Here is a 19,109-nt window from a genome sequence, read left to right as displayed (position 1 = left end):
TCCAGGGGCCATAAGAACCCAACCGTGGTCTGAAGCTGCCCCTGGTTCCCCGCTTTCGCGGGGAAGGCAAGTTATTGAGAACGCGATAAGGGTTTCCCCCCAACTCATACCTGCGGCACGAAATCATGACCGAAGGTCACGCTTTCGTGCCCCTCAATCGCCGGCGCCAGCATCCGCTGGCTTGGCTACGCCGCACGTGCGGCGCGGCGGCAGTCGCCGCCGTACCAACGGTCATGAATGATGACCGTTGGTATCACTCCGCCGCTGCGGCCTCCAGCCGGCCATTCACCAGGGCGTCGTAATCCAGCATCAGGTTGCGGCAGACTTCACCGGGGGTGAAGGTCCAGTCGCCGATGCGGCCCACGGGCGTGACTTCCGCCGCCGTGCCGGTCAGGAAGATTTCAGAGGCGCCCTGCACCTCTTCCAACTGGATATGGCGTTCGATCACCTGATAGCCACGGCGCTTGGCCAGATCGATCACCGTCTGGCGGGTGATGCCGTTCAGGAAGCAGTCCGGCATCGGCGTATGGATGACGCCATCCTTGATCATGAAGAAATTGGCCCCCGTGGCTTCCGCCACATAGCCGCGGTAATCCAGCATCAGCGCATCCTGGAAACCGTCCTTTTCTGCGGCATGTTTGGACATGGTGCAGATCATGTACAGGCCGGCGGCCTTGGCTTCCGTCGGGGCCGTATCCGGGGCCGGACGGCGCCACTTGGACAGCTGCAGGTGGATGCCCTTCATGCGGGCTTCCGGGGTGAAATAGCTGGGCCATTCCCAGCAGGCAATCGCCAGATGAATCTTGTTATGCTGGGCGGACACGCCCATCATCTCGCTGCCGCGCCAGGCGACGGGGCGGATGTAACCATTGACCATGTTGGCCGCCTTGCAGGTGGCAACCTTGGCCTCTTCAATCTCATCCACGCTATAGGGGATGTCGAAGCCCAGCAGTTCCGCCGATTTCTTCAGCCGCACGCTATGTTCGCGCGACTTGAAGATGGAACCGTTGTAAATGCGCTCCCCCTCGAATACACAACTTCCATAGTGCAGGCCATGCGTCAGGACATGCACCTTGGCATCCCGCCAGGGCACCAGCTGACCGTCGTACCAGATATGCCCGTCGCGGTCATGGAAGGGGATGATCGACATGATGGTGGTTTCCTCGTTACTTTATGTCCGTAGGGACGCTATCCACGATACGGAATTGCAGAAATAAGTCAACATGGCTGACGTAAAATCAGGTCCGAACCCGCTGTTCCTCCGTGAGGAGGATCTTCGCCAAGGCATCGAGCTGCTGTTCTACGCATATCGCGACTTTACCGCCGAACCAGACGCGATGCTTGCGAAAATCGGGCTGGGGCGGGCGCATCACAGGGTCGTCTATTTCGTGGGACGCTATCCGGGCATCAATGTCACGGAGCTGCTGGGCATCTTGCAGATCACCAAGCAGAGCCTGGCCCGCGTGCTGGGCGATCTGGTCGCCCAGGAATATATCGCCCAGCGGGCTGGAACCAAGGACCGGCGCCAGCGCCTGCTGACCCTCACGGAAAAGGGCCAGGAGCTGGAGCGCACCCTGTCAGATGCCCAGCGCGCCCGCATCGCCCAGGCCTATCGCGCTGCCGGGGCGGCGGCGGTGGAAGGGTTCCGCACCGTGATGCTGGGCATCATTGATGCCGAGGACCGGGCCAAGTTCCAGCCGCCGGGGCCCGGCAAACGGTAAACTTGTCCGCTGCCCCCAGCAGCCGGCCCATGTTATCACTGGCAGCCATGACCGATATCGCCGACCAGCCCCATATCCTTGTCGTTGATGATGATACCCGCCTGCGGGAGGCGCTGCGGCGCTATCTGTCGCAGAACGGCTTCATGGTGACGGCGGCACAGGATGCCGCCGATGCCCGCGCCCGGCTGGGCGGGCTGGCCTTTGACCTGATCGTGCTGGATGTGATGATGCCGGGTGAAAGCGGGCTGGACCTATGCCGCGACCTATCCACCCAGGGCGTCGCCCCCATCCTGCTGCTGACCGCGCGGGGGGAGGCGGAGGATCGTATCCAGGGGCTGGAGGCAGGGGCGGATGATTACCTGCCCAAACCGTTTGAGCCGCGTGAACTGGTGCTGCGCATCCAGTCCATCCTGCGCCGGCAGGCCCGTCCTGGCGCGGGGGGCGGCGCCAACAGCCCAGCCCCCGTCCGCATTGGCCGCTGGCTGTTTGATCCGGTGCGCGACGAGCTGCGCGACGGGGAAGAGGTGGTGCGGCTGACCAGCATGGAGTCGGGCCTGCTGCGCGCCCTGGCCGGCGCCCCCGGCGTGGTGCTGTCGCGTGAGGAGCTGGTAGAAAAGGCTGCCGTGGATGCCGGCAATGACCGCACCATCGATGTGCAGGTCACCCGCCTGCGCCGCAAGCTGGAAGGCGACCCGCGCGAACCGCGCTATCTGCTGACCGTGCGTGGTGAGGGTTATGTGTTGAGGCCGGATTGATCCGCTGGCGCGACTGGTGGCGGCGACGGCCCCGGCCCTTCCGGGCGCTGAAACGCTATATCCCGGCGACCCTGTTCGCCCGGTCGATGCTGATCATGATGACGCCGGTGGTGCTGGCCCAGGGGATCGCCACCTTCATTTTCTATGACCGCCACTGGGACACCATGACCCAGCGGCTGGCCATGGGGGTAGCTGGTGAAATCGCCCTGGTGATTGACCAGCTGGGCCGCGATCCCGACGCGGCGGCACGGGCGGAAACCCTGTCCATGGCCGCCCGCACCACCGATATCCTGATCAGCTTCAACCCCGGCGAGATGCTGCCCACCACGCCGCCACGCCCGCGCACGGCGCTGGAGGATACGCTGGCCAATGCGCTGGATGAACGGGTGCGGCGGCCCTGGCGCATCAATGCCAATATCGCCCATAAATGGATCGAAATCCGCGTGCAGCTGCCCGATGGCGTGCTGTCGGTCTTGTCGCCCGAACGGCGGCTCTACAGCTTCACCTCCTACCTGTTCATCATCTGGATGCTGGGCAGCTCGCTGGTGCTGTTTTCCATCGCCACCCTGTTCATGCGCAACCAGATCCGGCCCATCCGCCGGCTGGCGGTAGCGGCAGATGCGTTCGGCAAGGGCCGGGATATCAGCGATTTCCGGCCCGAAGGCGCGGCAGAGGTGCGCCAGGCCGCCCATGCCTTCCTGGTGATGCGCGAACGCATCCGCCGCCAGATCAGCCAGCGCACCGAGATGCTGGCCGGCGTCAGCCATGACCTGCGCACGCCCCTGACCCGGATGAAGCTGCAGCTGGCCATGATGCCGGACTTGCCGGAGGTGGAGGAGCTGAAGGCCGATGTGGTCGAAATGCAGGTGATGATCGACGGTTATCTCTCCTTCGCGCGCGGGGCCGGCGACGAACAGCCGCAACCGGTGGACCTGGGGGCGCTGCTGGAGGAGGTAGCGGCCAATGCACGGCGCGAGGGCACGGCGCTTTCGCTGGACCTGGGGCCGGCAACAGAGGATGAGGTGGTGCTGCCCCTGCGCCCCAACGGGCTGCGCCGCTGCATCGCCAATCTGGTGGGCAATGCCAAACGCTATGGCCGCCATGTCTGGCTGTCGCTGGCGATGGGCGAAACCATGGTGGAAATCATCGTCGATGATGATGGCCCCGGCATCCCGCCGGACCAGCGGGAGGGCGTGTTCCGGCCCTTCCACCGGCTGGAACCGTCACGCAACCAGTCCACCGGCGGAGTCGGGCTGGGGCTGACCATCGCGCGGGACGTGGCGCGGCGGCATGGCGGCGATGTGCTGCTGCGCGACAGCCCCAAGGGGGGCTTGCGGGCCGTGGTGCGGTTGCCGCTATAGAATCACATTAACAACGCGCGGCGGCGCGCTTGCCGTTTGCCAATGTGTTTTCCAGCTGCCGCAGCATCGGCGCCAATTGATCATCGGAAACCAGTTCAGCGGCTTCAGCCGGATCCATCCAGCGCCGCTCGCGCTGCCCCTTCTCCGGCCAGACATCCAGCATTTCCGTCACACGCAGCAGGAAGACGGCAACATCGCATTCCACGCTGTCACCGTTATCCAGGCGTTTTTCATAGCGGTAGGAGCCCACCGGCGCGCAGTCGATCCGGCCCTTGATGCCAGCTTCCTCAAACGCTTCCCGCTCCGCCATGGCGCAGGCACCCAGCGACTTCTTGGCCCAACCCTTGGGAATGATCCAGCGTTTGGTCTCCCGCGAGGTGACAAGCAGGACTTCCGGTTTTCCATCGGTCAGCCGGTAGGGGAGAGCAGCACACTGGGAGGTCTTTGTCTGGGCCATGGATCTGCTTGAAGAGCCTTGTACGAAAAAGAGTGTAAGACAGACGGCGCACAATGACAGCGCGCATAAGGTTATAGCTTACGAGTGGTTAACGATGCGCCAAACCAGCTGTTCCCTGACACCAACGTGAGGCCTGCACACCCCGCCGTCAAGAATGCCTGTTTCTTGACAATTGAATTACAGAATTATGACGCAGGATGTTAGAGGAAAGGCCAGAAGCCGCGCAGGGCCCATCACCTTACCGCCCGCACGGCCCCAGACCATTGAAAGCGGAACCCATGCTGAGCCTGTTCCGGGCCTTGCTGCCGAAGGAAGAACGTTTCTTCGACCTGTTCGCCGAACATACGCAATATACCTATGCGGCCGCCCAGGCCCTGCAGACCATGCTGCAGAAGGGTGACGATCTGGAGGGGCGCTTCCAGGTCATCCATGAAGCGGAAGGCAAGGCCGACGTTGTTACCAAGGCGGTACAGGCGGCCATCCATCGCAGCTTCATCGTACCCTTCGACCGGTCCGATATCCAGGATCTGGCGAAGCGGATGGATGACATCATCGATCTGATCCAGGATGTCGCCCGCCATCTGGCCGAAGCCGGCCCGATGACCTATACGACCGAAATGCACGCCATTGCCGATGCCATCGTCAAGGCCGCCGGCATCCTGCGGGAAGCCCTGCCGCTGATGCGTGATATCGGCCGCAATCACACCCAACTGACGCGGATGACCGAGGAAGTCTCGCAGCTGGAAAGCGAAAGCGACCGGTTGCTGCGCGCCGGCAAGGCGCGGCTGCGTCAGGAAAGCGGCGGGCTGGATGCCCCCATCACCTATCGCCAGGCCCTGGTCCGGGAAGTGCTGGAACTGGAAGAAGCGGTGCTGGACGCCTGTGAGGATGTCGCCGACATCATCGACAGCATCATTGTCGATAACGTCTGACACATCCCGCCTTCAACGGGTCCAGGACCATCCCCCATGGAAACGCTTTCCCTGCCCCTTCTGATCGCGCTGATTGGCATAGCCTTGATGTTCGATTTCCTGAACGGGCTTCATGATGCCGCCAATTCCATCGCCACGGTGGTGTCGACACGGGTGTTGTCGCCCCGCAACGCCGTGCTGATGGCGGCTTTCTTCAATTTCATCGCCTTTCTGTTCTTCGGCACCCATGTCGCCACCACCGTTGGCAAGGGAATCGTCGATCCCAACATCATCACGGGTCAGGTGATTTTCGCCGCCCTGATGGGGGCCATCGGCTGGAACCTGATCACCTGGTACTGGGGCATCCCTTCAAGTTCCAGCCATGCGCTGGTCGGCGGGCTGGCCGGAGCGGGTGTCGCCAGCGCCGGCTTCGGTTCGATTGTCGCCAGCGGCTTGACCAAGACGGCGGTGGCGATTTTCGTTTCGCCCACCATCGGCTTCGTGCTGGCGCTGCTGATCGTGCTGGTCGTCTCCTGGATTTTCCGTCGGACCACACCGTTCGGGGTGGACCGGACGTTCCGGGGGCTGCAGATCGTTTCCGCCTCGCTCTACAGCCTGGGCCATGGCGGCAATGATGCGCAGAAGACCATGGGCATCATTGCCGTGCTGCTGTTCTCCCAGGGCTATCTGGGTGAGACGTTCCATGTGCCGCTGTGGGTGGTTCTGTCCTGTCAGGCCTGCATGGGGCTTGGCACGCTGTTTGGCGGCTGGAAGATCGTGCGCACCATGGGGTCGCGCCTGACTGACCTGAAGCCAGTCCATGGCTTCTGTGCCGAAACCGGCGGGGCCATCACCCTGTTTGCCGCCACCTGGCTGGGCGTGCCGGTTTCCACCACCCACACCATCACCGGCGCCATTGTCGGCGTCGGCTCCGCCCGCCGGGCGTCGGCCGTGCGCTGGGGGCTGGCCCAGGGCATCGTCGTGGCCTGGATCGTCACCATGCCCGCCGCCGCCCTGGTGGCCGCCGGGGCCTATTGGGTGACGACGCTGTTTTAATTTATCCCTTACGGCACAGGGGCATATTTGCCGTCTTTCCACTGATACATCACATAATCGGTACTGGTGCGGTCGCCCTTGGCATCAAAGGACAGGCGACCGATCACCGTTTCGTGGGGGGCCTCCCGCAGGGCCTCGGCCACCTTCTCCCCTTGGGTGACGCCCACCTTGGCCACCGCCTGCGCCCAGACCTGTACGGCTGCATAGGCATAGAGCGTATAGGCCCCCGGTTCCTGCTTGCGGGCGGCAAAGCCATCCAGCACCGCCTTGGCGCTGGGCAGGGTACGGGCATCGGCGGAGAAGGACATCAAGGTGCCCTCCCCCGCTGGGCCGGACAAGGCCAGATAATCGTCTGACGCCAGCGTATCGCCGGAAACAAAGGCCGCATTCACCCCGGCCGCCCGCATCTGGCGCACGAACTGCGCCGCATCGCTGTAATAGCCGCCGAAATAGACCACATCGGCCTGCGCCGCCTTCACCCGCGTCACCAGGGCGGTATAGTCACGCTCCCCGCTGGTCAGGCTGGTATAGAGCACCTCCTGCACGCCCAGCCCGTTCAGGGCGGCCTTGGTGGCATCGGCCTGTCCCTTGCCATAGGTTGCCTGATCGTGCAGCAGCACGATGCGCTTATCCTTGAAATGTTTGGCAATATAGGCGGCGGCCACCGGCCCCTGCTGGTCATCGCGTCCGCAGGTGCGGAAGACCAACCCGCCCGCCTGTTCCGTAACCTCTGGTGACGTGGCGGTGGGCGTGATGGTGATGATGCCTTCATCGCCATAGACTTTGGCCGCCGGAATGGTGGTGCCAGATTGCAGATGGCCGATCACCACGGAGACATTCTGGATCACCAGCTTGTTGGCCACCGCTACCGCCTGCGTCGGCAAACCGCCATCATCTTCGGCCACCAGCACCAGCTTTTCGCCCAGCACACCGCCCTTGGCGTTGAGATCGGCAATGGCTTGGCTGGTGCCCAGGCGCAACTGGTCGCCCACGGCGGCCAGCGGGCCGGTCAAGGGTGCGGCAAAGCCCACCTTGATCTCGGCAGCGGCAGGAAAGCTCGCCGCACCCAACAGCAATGGCAGCACAAAGGCGACAGAACGAAAGGTCAAGGCGGACACCCGGTGGTGATGAAACAGGGCTGGACCGGTGGTGTCTCGCCACCACCGGCCCTTTATATATGGACGCAACAGAGAGCGGGATTACTGCCCCGGCACCACGGTATATTTGCCGTCTGCCCATTTATAGACGACATAATCGGTGGTCTTGCGATCGCCCTTGGCATCAAAGGCCAGCTTGCCGATCACCGTGGAATAATCGCCATCACGCATGGCCTTGGCCACCTTGGCGGCATCCACCGACTTGGCCTTCGCGGCCGCCTGCGCCCAGGCCTGCACGGCGGCGTAGGTATAGAGCGTGTAGGCTTCCGGCTCGAACTTGGCATCGCGGAAACGCTTCACCACATCGGCCGCCTCCGGCTTGTCACGATATTCATTGCCGAAGGTGACCAGGGCACCGTCGGCGAACTTACCGGCAATGTTCCAGAATTCCTGGTTAACCGTGCCATCGCCGGACATGAAAACGGATTTCAGCCCCGCCTCCCCCATCTGGCGGACCAGCAGGCCGGCCTCCGTATGCAGGCCGCCGAAATAGACCACCTGGATGCCGGCATCCTTCATCTTGGTGACCAGGGCGGACATGTCGCGGTCACCGACATTCACCGCATCATACATCGCCTCCTTAACGCCGGCCTTGTTCAGGGCGGATTTGGTGGCATCGGCCAGACCCTTGCCATAGGTGGTCTGGTCGTGGATGACGGCGATCTTATCACCCTTATTGTGCTTCACCAGCCAGGCGGCGGCCACGTCGCCCTGCTGATCATCCCGCCCGCAGGTGCGGAAAATCAGCTCGAACCCCTGTTCGGTCAGCTGCGGATTGGTGGAAGCGGGGCTGATCATCACGATCCCCTCATCCTCGAAAATCTTTGAGGAGGGGATGGAGACGGCTGAATTGAAATTGCCGAAGGCGGCCACACCGCCTTCGGTCGCCAGCTTGTTGGCAATGGCCACGCCCTGGCTGGGGTTGGAGGCATCATCCAGCTTGGACAGGGTCAGCTTTTCGCCCAGCACGCCACCCTTGGCGTTGATATCGGCGATGGCCATTTCGGCCCCGCGGCGCATCTGTTCACCAAACACGGCATTGGGACCGGTCAGCGGGGCGACCAGACCGACCCGCGTATCGGCGAAGGCCGGGGCGGTGGCGAGCATGGTGGCAGCCGCCAGGGCGGCGCGCAGGGATTTGCTGAGCTTCATTGTTCCCGTCTCTTCTCGTTATCGGCCAAGACCCGAAGGTTGCTGAGGCTAACACGCGGGTGCGCCGCGTCAATTCGGGACATGGCAACAATTGCGCAATTGGCTGACGAATGCTCTTGAACCGCCCGCCATGATTTGCTATCCACCCCGGCACCGGCGCGGTCGAGCTAAGATCGCCTCGGTATTCCGGTATCGTGTTTTGCGGCCGTGGCGGAATTGGTAGACGCGCAGCGTTGAGGTCGCTGTGGGGCAACCCGTGAAAGTTCGAGTCTTTTCGGCCGCACCACTGGAATGAACCGCCTTCTACCAAGGGCGATGAAAAAGGGCGACACCGGCAGCGGTGTCGCCCTTTTCGCTTTTGGGGAGCCGCGACAGGCCCCAGTCTATCCCCCTTCATGGGGCATATCGGTCGTTAGATGACCAGAATGTACCCGCCTTCAAGAAAAACAACCTTGCTCTCACTCCCGTCACCCCGGCGAAGGCCGGGGTCCAGGGTCACAAGCGCTTCGCTCTACGAAACTGGACCCCGGCCTTCGCCGGGGTGACGGTTGGGATTTCTTCAATCTGAAACAGACAAAGTTTCATTTATTGAGAAACGTTTCATTGGTTCCCCCCCCTTAAATCTCCACATTGCCCCCCAGCTCCACCACTCGGTTGAGCGGCAGATGGAAGAAGTCCGCCGTCGTCGTGGCGCTGCGCGACAGGAAGGCGAACAGATAGCCGCGCCAGGGCGCCATACCCGGATCGGCGGCCAGCACCACCGTCTCCCGCGTCAGGAAGTAGGAGAATCGCATCGGTTCGTAATCGAAGCCCAGATCGGCCCGGCGCGCATTGGCCAACGTCTTGGGAACGTCGGGGTCTTCCATGAACCCGCAATGCAGAGTGACGCGGAACACATCCTCCCGCAGGGCTTCGGAATGAACGCGCTGTTCCATCGGCACACGCGGGCTTTCGGAAACCTTCACCGTCAGCAGCACCACCCGTTCATGCAGCACATGATTATGTTTCAGGTTATGCAGCAGGGAAAGCGGCACCCCCTCCGCCTCTGACGTCAGGAAAACGGCCGTCCCCGGCACACGCACCACCTTGTTCGACAGGCTGGCCAGGAAATCGGCCATGGGCAAAGCGCCCTCGCTCTGCTTGGCATGAACCAGTTGGCGGCCCCGCTTCCAGGTGGTCATCAACAGGAAGGCGACAATGCCGGCCGCCAGCGGGAACCAGCCGCCATGTGGGATCTTGGTGGCCGTGGCCAGGAAATAGGCCATATCCACGCTCAGCAACAGGCCGAAGAACGCCCAGACCCATTTACCGCGCCAGCCCCAATGGGCATGGGCCAGAATCGCCACCATGGTGGTGGTGATGACCATGGTGCCCGTCACCGCCACGCCATAGGCCGCCGCCAGATTGGTGGAATTGCCGAAGCCCAGCACCAGGGAGACCACGGCCACCATCAGCGTCCAATTGACAAAGGGGATATAGATCTGCCCGATCTCCCGCTCCGACGTATGGATGATCGCCATCCGGGGCAGATATCCGAGCTGAATGGCCTGACGCGTGACGGAGAAGGCGCCGGAAATCACCGCCTGGCTGGCAATGATGGTGGCCATCGTCGCCAGCGCCACCATGGGCAGCGCCGCCCAGCCCGGCATCATCAGGAAGAACGGGTTGGTTGCCGCTTCCGGATGGGCCAGCAGCAAGGCGCCCTGCCCGAAATAGTTCAACAGCAGGGCCGGCCAGACCAGCATGTACCAGGCCAGCCGGATCGGCCCGCGCCCGAAATGCCCCATATCGGCATAAAGCGCCTCTGCCCCCGTCACCGACAGCACGACGGAGCCCAGCGCCAGAAAGCCGACCCAGCCATCATGGGCGATGAATTTCACCGCCCAATGTGGCGACAGCGCCTTCAGCACCCAGGGGGCTTGGCCGATATTGGCGATGCCCAGCACCGCCAGCACAATGAACCAGACCAGCATGACACTGCCGAACAGGCCGCCCACGGCGGCCGAGCCGCGCGATTGCACAGCGAACAGCAGCACCAGGATGGCGATGGCCAGCGGCACCGCCCAATCGGCCAGTTGCGGGGCCGCCACCTGCAGCCCCTCCACCGCGCTCAACACCGAAATGGCGGGCGTGATGGCGCTGTCGCCATAGAACAGCGCGGCGGCGAAAACGCCCAGCGTGCCGGCAATGGCCAGGCGGCCCGAGCGCGCCGTCAGTGTGCGCTGCAACAGGGCCAGCATGGCAAAGCTGCTGCCCTCCCCGTCATTATCGGCCCGCATGATGATGGCGACATATTTGACCGACACCACCATCAGCAGGGTCCAGAAGACCAGCGACAGCACACCCAGCACATGCAACGGGTCCGCCGGCAGCGGGTGCGGGCCGGCGAACACTTCCTTCAAGGCGTAAAGGGGGCTGGTGCCGATATCACCGAACACGACCCCGATGGCGGACAGGAACAGCATTCCAAAGGAGGAATGCGCGACATGCGCTTGCCCGGCCGCCGTCTGCGTCTGGCCCAATATAGCCACCCTTCAAGATTTCCTGAGTGCGAACGCTAACCAATCATGCCGCGCTGCGCAAGCGGGCGGCAATAACGCAGGGAATGAGCAAATAGTTACCCGCTGATTGCATTTCAGCATTGCATTGCCTGTGCGCTCCGGCTCAGAACTAGGGCCAACCGCAAGCGGCGGCGGGGTACACCCTGACCGCACGCGCATGTCGGACAGGATGCGGATGGGAAAAAGGGTTTGAAATGAGGGCGGAACAGGAGGCGGCTCGCGGGCTGCTGCCGGCACTGGGACCGGTGCAACTGGTATTGCTGGGGGTCGGCTGCATCATCGGCGCCGGCATCTTCGTCATCACCGGGTCGGCGGCGGCGCAATATGCCGGGCCAGCGGTGGTGATTTCCTTCCTGCTGGCAGCCCTGGCCTGCGCCTGCGTCGGCCTGTGCTATGCTGAACTGGCAGCCATGTCGCAGGAGTCGGGCGGGGCCTATTCCTATACCCGCGATGCGCTGGGGCCGCTGTTGGGCTGGCTGGTCGGCTGGAACCTGATCATGGAATATCTGGGGGCGGCCGCTTTCGTGGCGGTGGGCTGGTCAGGTTATCTGACCGCCCTGTTCGCCACCCTGGGGATGCCGCTGCCACATGAACTGTCAGCCGCACCGCTGGCGGTGAAGGACGGGGCGCTGGTGGCAACCGGTGCCATCATCAACCTGCCGGCCATCTTCATTGTTGGTCTGGTCACCTTCCTGGCCGTCATCGGCGTACGCCGGTCGGCCTGGGCCAATACGGCGGTGGTGATCACCAAGGTGGCCGTCATCCTGGTGGTGATCGCCGTCGGTGCCTTCCATGTGAACCCGGATCAATGGACGCCCTTCGTGCCTGCCAATACCGGTGAATTTGGCCATTACGGCATTACCGGCGTGCTGCGCGCCGCCGCCGTGGTGTTCATCGCCTATATCGGCTTCGATGCGGTGGCGACCACGGCGCTGGAGGCGCGCAACCCGCAGCGGGACGTGCCCATCGGCATCCTGGGCTCGCTGGTTGTCTGTACCGTGCTTTATATCGGTATGGCGCTGGTGCTGACCGGCATCGTGCCTTATGCCGAACTGAATGTGCCGCACCCGGTGGCGCTGGCGGTGGAACGGATGGGCCCATCCTGGGTCTGGCTGGAATCGCTGGTCTCGCTGGGCGCCGTGGCCGGCCTGACCTCCGTGGCGCTGGTGTTGCTGCTGGCTCAGCCGCGCGTCTTCTATGCCATGGCACAGCATGGCATCATGCCGGCCGTGTTCGGCAAGGTGCACAAGACCTGGCGCACGCCGCATGTCGGCACGCTGATCACCGGCGGGGCGGCCATGGTGCTGGCCAGCCTGTTCCCCATCGACCTGCTGGCGGAACTGGTTTCCATCGGCACGCTGGTGGCCTTCATGGCCGTGTCGGCCAGCGTGCTGGTGCTGCGCCGCACCCGGCCGGATGTGCCCCGCCCCTTCCGCACGCCGCTGGTGCCGATCATCCCGGTGATCAGCATTCTGACCTGTGCTGGGCTGATGTATTACCTGCCGGGTGATACCTGGGCGCGCTTGGTCATCTGGCTGGCGCTGGGGCTGATCGTCTATTTCTTCCGCCGGAACAAGGCGAAGGCTTAAGGCAGAAAGGGCGGGGTTGCGGCCCCGCCCTGCCCGTTACGCCCCCTTGAACAGGCCGGCGATGGTGGAAAGCGCCTTTTCCGCCTCGGCCCGGTCAGGCTCCGTGCCTTCGATGCCATAGCCATAATATTCGTCCGCGCCGGTGACCTGGAACACGAACCCGTCACGCCGGGGCACGAAGGACACCTGATTGAAATTCAGCCCATAGGTCACCCCCGGTTCCGGGATAGCGCGGGCCAGTTGGCCGCGCACGGGGATCAGCGTTTCATCACGCATCAGCGCCCGCGCTCCATAGCCGGTACAGTTCACCAGCACCTTCTGCGGCACGCTGGCAAACTCCGCCGGGCTGTGGAATTCCCGCACCTGCAGGCTGCCGCCATTGGCCAGGAATTCCGACAGCAGCAGGTGGCTATAGGCATTGATGTTGAACATCATGTTGCTGTGCCCCCGCACCGTGCGATTGCCGAACGGATGCTGACCGGGGGCATAGTCCGTGCGGCGACCACGCAGTTCCGGCACCATCTCGCGCGCCAGATGGGCAAATTCCGGCCGCGTGTCCGGCGGCTCCGGCAGTGGATTCAGTTCGCGCACGATATATTCATCATACCATTCCACCGGATTGCCCGGCAGCCCCAGCAGATCCTGGAAGGCGGCGAAGGAGTGCCGGCATTGTGCGGCCCAGGCCTCCTTGAAGGCCGGGGTGGCATATTCCGCCATGGCAATACGCGAATCGGGTGACCAGACACCGGTGGCATAGGAGGAACGCACATTAGGCGGCAGTTCCTTGGCGATGATCGTCACCTTGGCACCGGCCCGCTGCAACAGGGTGGCCGTGGTCAGGCCGATGGCCCCGCAACCGATGACGGCCACATCGCGCTGGCCGGTGGCCAGCACCAGTTCCACCGCCGCCGCACCAGAACCCCAGGAGAGCGACCAGCCGCTGCCGCCATGGCCGTAATGATGGATCACGTCTTTCTCGCCAATCCGCTCACGCTCCAGCCTTGGCCCCTGGGCGCGGAAGGGGCGGGTGCAGATGGTGATGCGGGTGATACGGTCGGTATCGGCCAGCAAGGGGGGCAGGCTCAGGATCGGCCCCTTGGGCGCGGCATTGGCCGCCATGCCGGCCGGACGGCTAGCGCAACCGCCAAGCGCGCCCAGGGAAAGGGCGGCCCCCGCGCCCAGCATCAACCCACGCCGCGCCAACCGCTCCGCCATCGCCGGTTTCCTTATTCGATTTTGCAGTTGCGAAACGATAGCGTTTCAACCCGCCCGGCGAAAGGTGAGATTATAGCGGAATGGCCCGGCCAACGGATGTTCCCCCGCCGCCACGGGTGCCACCCCATGGTAAAAGCGCCGCGACGGCCCGCCCCAGACAACGATATCGCCATGGTGCAGGGGCACCCGCTGGACCGGGCCGCTGCGGGTACGCCCGCCGAACAGGAAGACGGCCGGCAGGCCAAGCGAGACCGAAACGATGGGATGGGCCATGTCGGCCTCGTCCCTGTCCTGATGCAGGCCCATGCGGGCGCCCGGCTGGTAACGGTTGATCAGACAACTGTCGGGCTGAAAACCGGGATAGCCCGCCGCAGCGGCGGCACGGGCGGCCAGTTCGGCCAGGATCAAGGGCATGGCCGGCCAGGGCTGGCCGGTGACAGGATCGACAGCGCCATAGCGGTAACCGCTGCGGTCAGTCAGCCAGCCCAACTGGCCGCAACTGGTCATCGCCACCGACATGCGCCCGCCGCCCGGTGTTTCCATCTGTCGAAACGGGATGTGACCGGCCACCGCCGCGATGGCGGCCAGCAGGTCCGCCCCCTGCCCGGCGGCAAAGCCGGGCAGCAGCCAGGCACCTTGCGCCAGCAAACGGGGCTCCCCGGGGGATGGATCGCCGAACAGGTCCAGCATGGGCCAAGGCTCCGCACATGAAAAAGGCGCCCACCCTTCTTGCCGGGCAGGCGCCTTCCCATCAAGGATAATGCGGCATCAGAAAGTGTAGCGTGCCGTCAGCGCCACAATATCCACATTGCTCTTGAACTCACCGGTCAGGCGGTTGCCGGTGCTGGTGGCCACATTGATCGGGCTGTCATCGACGAAGATATGCGTATAGGCGACATCCAACGCGATATTGTCCGTCGCCTGCCAGCCCAGCCCGGCAGAAAGCCAGGTCCGGTCACCATCGGCGATACGTGGCGTGCGGTACTGGTCGCGCGTCGGGTTCTTGTCAAAGGCGATGCCGGTGCGTACCTGCCAGGCCGGATCAATCTGATAGGTCGCCCCCAGCGAATAGAACCAGGTATCCTTCCAATGCTGTTCATCCAACGCGTCTGGCTGGGCCGGGTTGGCGAAACGGACGCGGATTTCCTGGAAGCTGGACCAATCGGTCCAGGCCACAGTGGCGTGCAGGCCCAGGGGCCCGAATTCCTGCGTCAGGCCCAGATCAACGCTCTGCGGGCTGGAGACATTGGCCGTCACGGCGGAGGTCGGGGCAAAGGCGGCGATATTGCCGGCCGTCAGCACGGCGCGGACATTGGCGGGCGTCTCGAACGTGCCATCACCTTCCAGCTTATGCTTGATCTCCGACCGCCAGGACAGGCCGACGCGGGTGCCCTTCACCGGTTCATAGAGCAGGCCCAGATTGGCGCCCCAGGCCCAATCATCCCCCTTCACCTTGGCATATCCGTCGGCGGATTGCGGCAGGAAGCCGGGCACGCGTCGGCCGGCCAGCACCGCGCCGAAATCCACGGCATTGCTCAACGTGGCTTCGGCGCGCTGGGCGGAGACACCGCCACCAATGGACAGGCCGGGGCGGATTTCCATCGCCGCGGCGAAATTGATGTTGATCGTCTCCAGTTTGGAATGCAGCGCATGATATCGGCCGATCCAACCGGCATCATAATCGGTTTCCAGCCCATAGGGCGCGGTGATGGCGAAACCGGTGCGCCAATTCTCCCCTTCCGGCACATAGGCCAGGAAGGCCGCTGGCACCGGGATGGCATCGCCCGTGCGATCGGTGGCACCGGTCAGCGGCCGGCCCAGCGCATCGCGCCCCGTGCCGTGATAGGCCGATGACGGGGTGATCAGGCTGACCCCGACCTCCGCACCCGAGCGCTGCAGCTGCGTCATCGCGGCGGGGTTGTTATAGACAATCGAGAGATCGCGCGCATCCGACGCAGCACCGGCAAAGGCCGTGCCCATGCCGGCGGCGCTGTTTTCCCGGATCTGGAACCCGCCCGCATGGGCGGTGGTCGCCAGTGCAGCAAGGCTGGTGCCGGCGCAAAGGGCGATAGCAAGGTGACGCATCTATGACTTCCTGGCGTTTTGGTGCTCAAGGCCGGGTTGGTACCGGCGCGTTCAGGTTTTCATGATCGGCGCGATGGCCGCTGCCTTACCATTTCGTAAAGGGAAGCGGATAATTCAAGCTGAAACAATTCTGTGACCAAGATATTTCGATATCGGAATGATATCGGAACGATAGGCCATTCCAATGATTCCCCATTCGCATGGCAGGGCGAAACAGTCGGCATCCCGCAACAGCCCCGGCTTCCCACTTGTTCCAGCGTGGCGGAGCCTGTATGCGTCGGTTCCGCCAATGAACCGGTCGGCAGGCAGCCGACCGGCGGACAGGAACAGGACTCGACCGGAATGCAGCCAAGCCAGAGCATGACCCGCCAGGATATCCGCACCCTGGCCCTGGCAGCCCTGGGCGGTGCGCTGGAATTCTATGATTTCATCATCTTCGTCTATTTCGCCACCGTCGTGGGCCAACTGTTCTTCCCGCCGGAACTGCCGGACTGGATGAAGCAGCTGCAGACCTTTGGCGTCTTCGCCGCCGGCTATCTGGCCCGCCCTCTGGGCGGCATCATCATGGCGCATTTCGGCGACCGGCTGGGCCGCAAGCGCATGTTCACCCTCTCCATCCTGATGATGGCCCTGTCCACCCTGGGCATGGGCCTGCTACCCACCTATGCCCAGATCGGGCTGGCGGCCCCGGTGGCCCTGCTGGCGCTGCGCCTGCTGCAAGGTGCTGCCATCGGTGGGGAGGTGCCGGGTGCCTGGGTCTTCGTGGCCGAACATGTGCCCGATCACCGCATTGGCCTTGCCTGCGGCACGGTCACGGCGGGGCTGACGCTGGGCATCCTGATGGGGTCGCTGATGGCCACCGGGTTGAATCTGGTCTACAGCCCGGCGGAGGTGCTGGAATTCGGCTGGCGCATCCCCTTTCTGCTGGGCGGGGTGTTCGGCCTGATCTCTGTCTATCTGCGCCGCTGGCTGGAGGAGACGCCGGTTTTCAAGGCCTTGCAGGAACGCAAGGCCGTATCGGCCGACCTGCCCTTACGCGTGGTGACACGGGATCATCGCAGCGCCGTCGCCATCTCCATGGCGCTGACGGGGCTGCTGTCGGCCGCCATCATCGTTTTGATCCTGATGACACCGGCGATCTTGCAGAAATCCTATGGTTTCGCCCCGGCCGTGGCCCTGCAGGCCAACAGTGTAGCCACCTTCTTCCTGACCATCGGCTGTATCCTGGCCGGGCTGGGAATCGACCGGCTGGGGGGCGGACGCTTCTTCCTGCTGGCCAGCCCGGCGCTGGGCATCATGGCGCTGGCCCTGTTCATCGGCGTGGCAGCCCATCCGGGTTGGCTTTACCCGCTCTCCGCCCTGTGCGGCCTGTCGGTCGGCATTGTCGGGGCGGTGCCCTATGTGATGGTGCGGGCCTTCCCGGCGGCGGTGCGCTTCACCGGCCTGTCCTTTTCCTACAATGTCGCCTATGCCGTCTTTGGCGGGCTGACGCCCATTGCGGTGACCCTGATGCAGCAGGCCAGCCCGCTGGCCCCGGCCTTCTATGTGCTGGCCTTCGCCCTGGTCGGCACCGTCATCGGGCTGGTGCTGCTGCGCGGACAGCGGCTGGGTTGATCAGCCGCGCGCCCGCATCAGGCGGGCCTTGTCGCGCTGCCAATCGCGTTCCTTCTCCGCCTCGCGCTTGTCGCCCTTCTTCTTGCCCTTGGCGATGCCCAGTTCCACCTTGGCCTTGCCCCGGTCATTGAAATAGATCGACATCGGGATCAGCGTCATGCCTTCCCGCTGGATGGCGGTCAGCATCCGCGCCAGCTCGCGCTTGCGCACCAACAGCTTGCGCGGGCGCTTGGTCTCATGCTGGAAGAACTGCCCTGCCTGCCCATATTCGGGAATATAGGCGTTGACCAGGAACAGCTCCCCATTCTGATCCCCGGCATAGGATTCCACGATGGAGGCCTTGCCGGAGCGCAGTGATTTCACTTCCGTACCGAGCAGCATGATGCCGGCCTCGACCGTATCCTCGATGAAATAGTCGAAGCGGGCGCGGCGGTTTTGCGCCACCACCTTGCGATCGGTCTCAGCTTTCGCCATCGGTTATTGTTCTTCTCTCGTAACGAAATCCGGTCCCGGCGGCGATGGGGTGGAACGCCCCCGCCGCCGGGCTTTGCACGTCAGATCAAGCCGACCTTTGCCATAGCGTCACGCACAATGGCCTGGCCCGGTTCGGAACAGGGCACCAGCGGCAGCCGCACATCCGGGGAGGACTTGCCCAGCAGGCTGGCGGCATATTTCACCGGGGCCGGGCTGGTTTCCACGAACATGGCATGGTGCAGCGGCATCAGCAGATCCCGGATACGGGCCATTTCCGCCATGTTGCCTTCGGCCCAGGCGTTCTGCATCTGGGCGCACAAGGCCGGGGCCACGTTGGCCGTGACAGAGATGCAACCCACACCCCCCTGTGCCAGGAAGGCCGTGGCAGTAGCATCCTCGCCGGAAAGCTGGCAGAAGTCCGCACTGATTTCAGTTCGGGTGCGCAACGGACGGGCTAGATCGGCCGTTGCATCCTTCACGCCGACAATGTTTGGCAATTTGGCGAGCCGGGCCATGGTCGCGACAGACATGTCAATGACGCTGCGGGCCGGAATATTGTAGATGATGATAGGGATATCGACCGCGTCATGGATGGCCTTGTAATGCTGATAAAGACCTTCCTGGGACGGCTTGTTGTAGTACGGCGTCACCACCAGCGCGGCATCGGCGCCGATCTGCTTGGCGTGACGGGTCAGCGCAATCGCCTCCTCGGTGGAGTTCGAGCCGGTGCCGGCGATGACGGGCACGCGGCCCTTGGCCACCTCCATCGTCAGGCTGACAACCAGCCGATGCTCCTCGTGGGAGAGCGTGGGCGATTCGCCGGTGGTGCCAACCGGCACCAGCCCGTGCGTGCCCTGATTGATCTGCCACTCGACAAAATCCTGGAAGGCTTTCTCATCCACCTTCCCGTCGCGGAACGGCGTGATCAATGCGACGATGGACCCCTTGAACATAGCAGGACACCCCGGTCAAACCTGATGAAGCGGCGAACCTTAACGAGC

The 19,109-nt window shown here is 63.7% G+C and carries 17 protein-coding genes and 1 tRNA gene; 8 read left to right on the top strand and 10 right to left on the bottom strand.

What is annotated here, in order from left to right; all coding sequences use genetic code 11:
- Window positions 1-253: 253 nt before the first annotated feature.
- The gene (locus CHB97_RS17415; protein WP_089289266.1) at window positions 254-1,150 is read right to left on the bottom strand and encodes a branched-chain amino acid aminotransferase; all 897 of its coding nucleotides are present in this window, start codon (window positions 1,148-1,150) and stop codon (window positions 254-256) included.
- 73 nt (window positions 1,151-1,223) lie between these two features.
- Here CHB97_RS17415 and CHB97_RS17410 point away from each other — a divergent pair, with 73 nt between their 5' ends.
- The 3 genes from CHB97_RS17410 to CHB97_RS17400 are packed head-to-tail and all read left to right on the top strand — an operon-like array spanning window position 1,224 to window position 3,837.
- Window positions 1,224-1,721, top strand: coding sequence for a MarR family winged helix-turn-helix transcriptional regulator (locus CHB97_RS17410; RefSeq protein ID WP_089289265.1), 498 nt, complete (start codon window positions 1,224-1,226; stop codon window positions 1,719-1,721).
- Window positions 1,722-1,750: 29 nt separating this feature from the next.
- The gene (locus tag CHB97_RS17405; RefSeq protein ID WP_371333103.1) at window positions 1,751-2,476 is read left to right on the top strand and encodes a response regulator; all 726 of its coding nucleotides are present in this window, start codon (window positions 1,751-1,753) and stop codon (window positions 2,474-2,476) included.
- A complete protein-coding gene (locus CHB97_RS17400) occupies window positions 2,473-3,837 on the top strand; it encodes an ATP-binding protein (protein ID WP_244559585.1) in 1,365 nt (454 codons plus the stop codon). Before CHB97_RS17405 ends, CHB97_RS17400 begins: the two co-directional genes overlap by 4 nt.
- Before the next feature lie 7 nt (window positions 3,838-3,844).
- Here CHB97_RS17400 and CHB97_RS17395 read toward each other — a convergent pair whose 3' ends face one another.
- Window positions 3,845-4,294: an NUDIX hydrolase gene (locus CHB97_RS17395; protein WP_089289264.1), complete on the bottom strand. Its 450-nt coding sequence runs from the start codon at window positions 4,292-4,294 to the stop codon at window positions 3,845-3,847.
- A gap of 278 nt (window positions 4,295-4,572) precedes the next feature.
- Between CHB97_RS17395 and CHB97_RS17390 the strand changes: the two genes are divergently transcribed.
- Window positions 4,573-5,226, top strand: a complete 654-nt coding sequence (locus tag CHB97_RS17390; RefSeq protein ID WP_089289263.1) for a DUF47 domain-containing protein — start codon at window positions 4,573-4,575, stop codon at window positions 5,224-5,226.
- A gap of 36 nt (window positions 5,227-5,262) precedes the next feature.
- Window positions 5,263-6,261, top strand: a complete 999-nt coding sequence (locus tag CHB97_RS17385) for an inorganic phosphate transporter (protein WP_089289262.1) — start codon at window positions 5,263-5,265, stop codon at window positions 6,259-6,261.
- Window positions 6,262-6,269: 8 nt separating this feature from the next.
- Here CHB97_RS17385 and CHB97_RS17380 read toward each other — a convergent pair whose 3' ends face one another.
- The gene (locus tag CHB97_RS17380) at window positions 6,270-7,379 is read right to left on the bottom strand and encodes a branched-chain amino acid ABC transporter substrate-binding protein (protein WP_244559584.1); all 1,110 of its coding nucleotides are present in this window, start codon (window positions 7,377-7,379) and stop codon (window positions 6,270-6,272) included.
- A gap of 81 nt (window positions 7,380-7,460) precedes the next feature.
- Window positions 7,461-8,570: a branched-chain amino acid ABC transporter substrate-binding protein gene (locus CHB97_RS17375; protein ID WP_089289261.1), complete on the bottom strand. Its 1,110-nt coding sequence runs from the start codon at window positions 8,568-8,570 to the stop codon at window positions 7,461-7,463.
- 201 nt (window positions 8,571-8,771) lie between these two features.
- Between CHB97_RS17375 and CHB97_RS17370 the strand changes: the two genes are divergently transcribed.
- Window positions 8,772-8,856, top strand: a tRNA-Leu gene (locus CHB97_RS17370).
- A gap of 331 nt (window positions 8,857-9,187) precedes the next feature.
- Here the strand turns inward: CHB97_RS17370 and CHB97_RS17365 are convergent.
- On the bottom strand, window positions 9,188-11,101 hold the full coding sequence (locus tag CHB97_RS17365) for a potassium transporter Kup (protein ID WP_371333099.1): 1,914 nt from the start codon (window positions 11,099-11,101) through the stop codon (window positions 9,188-9,190).
- Between the two features lie 224 nt (window positions 11,102-11,325).
- On the opposite strand from CHB97_RS17365, the gene CHB97_RS17360 reads away from it, so the two are divergent.
- The gene (locus CHB97_RS17360) at window positions 11,326-12,720 is read left to right on the top strand and encodes an APC family permease (RefSeq protein WP_089289260.1); all 1,395 of its coding nucleotides are present in this window, start codon (window positions 11,326-11,328) and stop codon (window positions 12,718-12,720) included.
- 36 nt (window positions 12,721-12,756) lie between these two features.
- On the opposite strand, the gene CHB97_RS17355 is transcribed toward CHB97_RS17360, so the two are convergent.
- From CHB97_RS17355 to CHB97_RS17345, 3 genes are all read right to left on the bottom strand, one after another.
- Complete coding sequence (locus CHB97_RS17355; RefSeq protein ID WP_244559583.1) at window positions 12,757-13,935, bottom strand: FAD-dependent oxidoreductase; 1,179 nt, start codon at window positions 13,933-13,935, stop codon at window positions 12,757-12,759.
- A gap of 45 nt (window positions 13,936-13,980) precedes the next feature.
- Window positions 13,981-14,625 carry a DNA oxidative demethylase AlkB gene (alkB, locus tag CHB97_RS17350; protein WP_089289259.1) on the bottom strand — a complete coding sequence of 215 codons (645 nt, stop codon included), beginning with the start codon at window positions 14,623-14,625 and terminating at the stop codon, window positions 13,981-13,983.
- Between the two features lie 78 nt (window positions 14,626-14,703).
- The gene (locus CHB97_RS17345; protein ID WP_089289258.1) at window positions 14,704-16,020 is read right to left on the bottom strand and encodes an OmpP1/FadL family transporter; all 1,317 of its coding nucleotides are present in this window, start codon (window positions 16,018-16,020) and stop codon (window positions 14,704-14,706) included.
- A gap of 342 nt (window positions 16,021-16,362) precedes the next feature.
- On the opposite strand from CHB97_RS17345, the gene CHB97_RS17340 reads away from it, so the two are divergent.
- Window positions 16,363-17,634: an MFS transporter gene (locus tag CHB97_RS17340; protein ID WP_200820001.1), complete on the top strand. Its 1,272-nt coding sequence runs from the start codon at window positions 16,363-16,365 to the stop codon at window positions 17,632-17,634.
- Here the strand turns inward: CHB97_RS17340 and smpB are convergent, their stop codons facing one another.
- Together smpB and dapA are read right to left on the bottom strand one after the other, a co-directional pair.
- Complete coding sequence (gene smpB / locus CHB97_RS17335) at window positions 17,635-18,108, bottom strand: SsrA-binding protein SmpB (protein WP_089289256.1); 474 nt, start codon at window positions 18,106-18,108, stop codon at window positions 17,635-17,637.
- A gap of 80 nt (window positions 18,109-18,188) precedes the next feature.
- Entirely contained in the window at window positions 18,189-19,061 is an 873-nt protein-coding gene (gene dapA, locus CHB97_RS17330) for a 4-hydroxy-tetrahydrodipicolinate synthase (RefSeq protein WP_089289255.1), read from the bottom strand.
- Between the last annotated feature and the right edge of the window lie 48 nt (window positions 19,062-19,109).

Source organism: Azospirillum sp. RU38E, from assembly GCF_900188385.1.
GTDB lineage: Bacteria > Pseudomonadota > Alphaproteobacteria > Azospirillales > Azospirillaceae > Niveispirillum.
The sequence above is the reverse complement of the archived record's forward strand: the minus strand, read 5'-3'. Positions and strand labels throughout refer to the sequence as shown.

Excerpts from the sequence above, each read along its gene's own strand:
- CHB97_RS17415 (WP_089289266.1), bottom strand. The coding sequence starts at position 1,150 with ATGTCGATCATCCCCTTCCATGACCGCGACGGGCATATCTGGTACGAC.
- CHB97_RS17410 (WP_089289265.1), top strand. The coding sequence starts at position 1,224 with ATGGCTGACGTAAAATCAGGTCCGAACCCGCTGTTCCTCCGTGAGGAG.
- CHB97_RS17405 (WP_371333103.1), top strand. The coding sequence starts at position 1,751 with ATGTTATCACTGGCAGCCATGACCGATATCGCCGACCAGCCCCATATC.
- CHB97_RS17395 (WP_089289264.1), bottom strand. The coding sequence starts at position 4,294 with ATGGCCCAGACAAAGACCTCCCAGTGTGCTGCTCTCCCCTACCGGCTG.
- CHB97_RS17390 (WP_089289263.1), top strand. The coding sequence starts at position 4,573 with ATGCTGAGCCTGTTCCGGGCCTTGCTGCCGAAGGAAGAACGTTTCTTC.
- CHB97_RS17385 (WP_089289262.1), top strand. The coding sequence starts at position 5,263 with ATGGAAACGCTTTCCCTGCCCCTTCTGATCGCGCTGATTGGCATAGCC.
- CHB97_RS17375 (WP_089289261.1), bottom strand. The coding sequence starts at position 8,570 with ATGAAGCTCAGCAAATCCCTGCGCGCCGCCCTGGCGGCTGCCACCATG.
- CHB97_RS17360 (WP_089289260.1), top strand. The coding sequence starts at position 11,326 with ATGAGGGCGGAACAGGAGGCGGCTCGCGGGCTGCTGCCGGCACTGGGA.
- CHB97_RS17355 (WP_244559583.1), bottom strand. The coding sequence starts at position 13,935 with ATGGCGGAGCGGTTGGCGCGGCGTGGGTTGATGCTGGGCGCGGGGGCC.
- alkB (WP_089289259.1), bottom strand. The coding sequence starts at position 14,625 with ATGCTGGACCTGTTCGGCGATCCATCCCCCGGGGAGCCCCGTTTGCTG.
- CHB97_RS17345 (WP_089289258.1), bottom strand. The coding sequence starts at position 16,020 with ATGCGTCACCTTGCTATCGCCCTTTGCGCCGGCACCAGCCTTGCTGCA.
- CHB97_RS17340 (WP_200820001.1), top strand. The coding sequence starts at position 16,363 with ATGCAGCCAAGCCAGAGCATGACCCGCCAGGATATCCGCACCCTGGCC.
- smpB (WP_089289256.1), bottom strand. The coding sequence starts at position 18,108 with ATGGCGAAAGCTGAGACCGATCGCAAGGTGGTGGCGCAAAACCGCCGC.
- dapA (WP_089289255.1), bottom strand. The coding sequence starts at position 19,061 with ATGTTCAAGGGGTCCATCGTCGCATTGATCACGCCGTTCCGCGACGGG.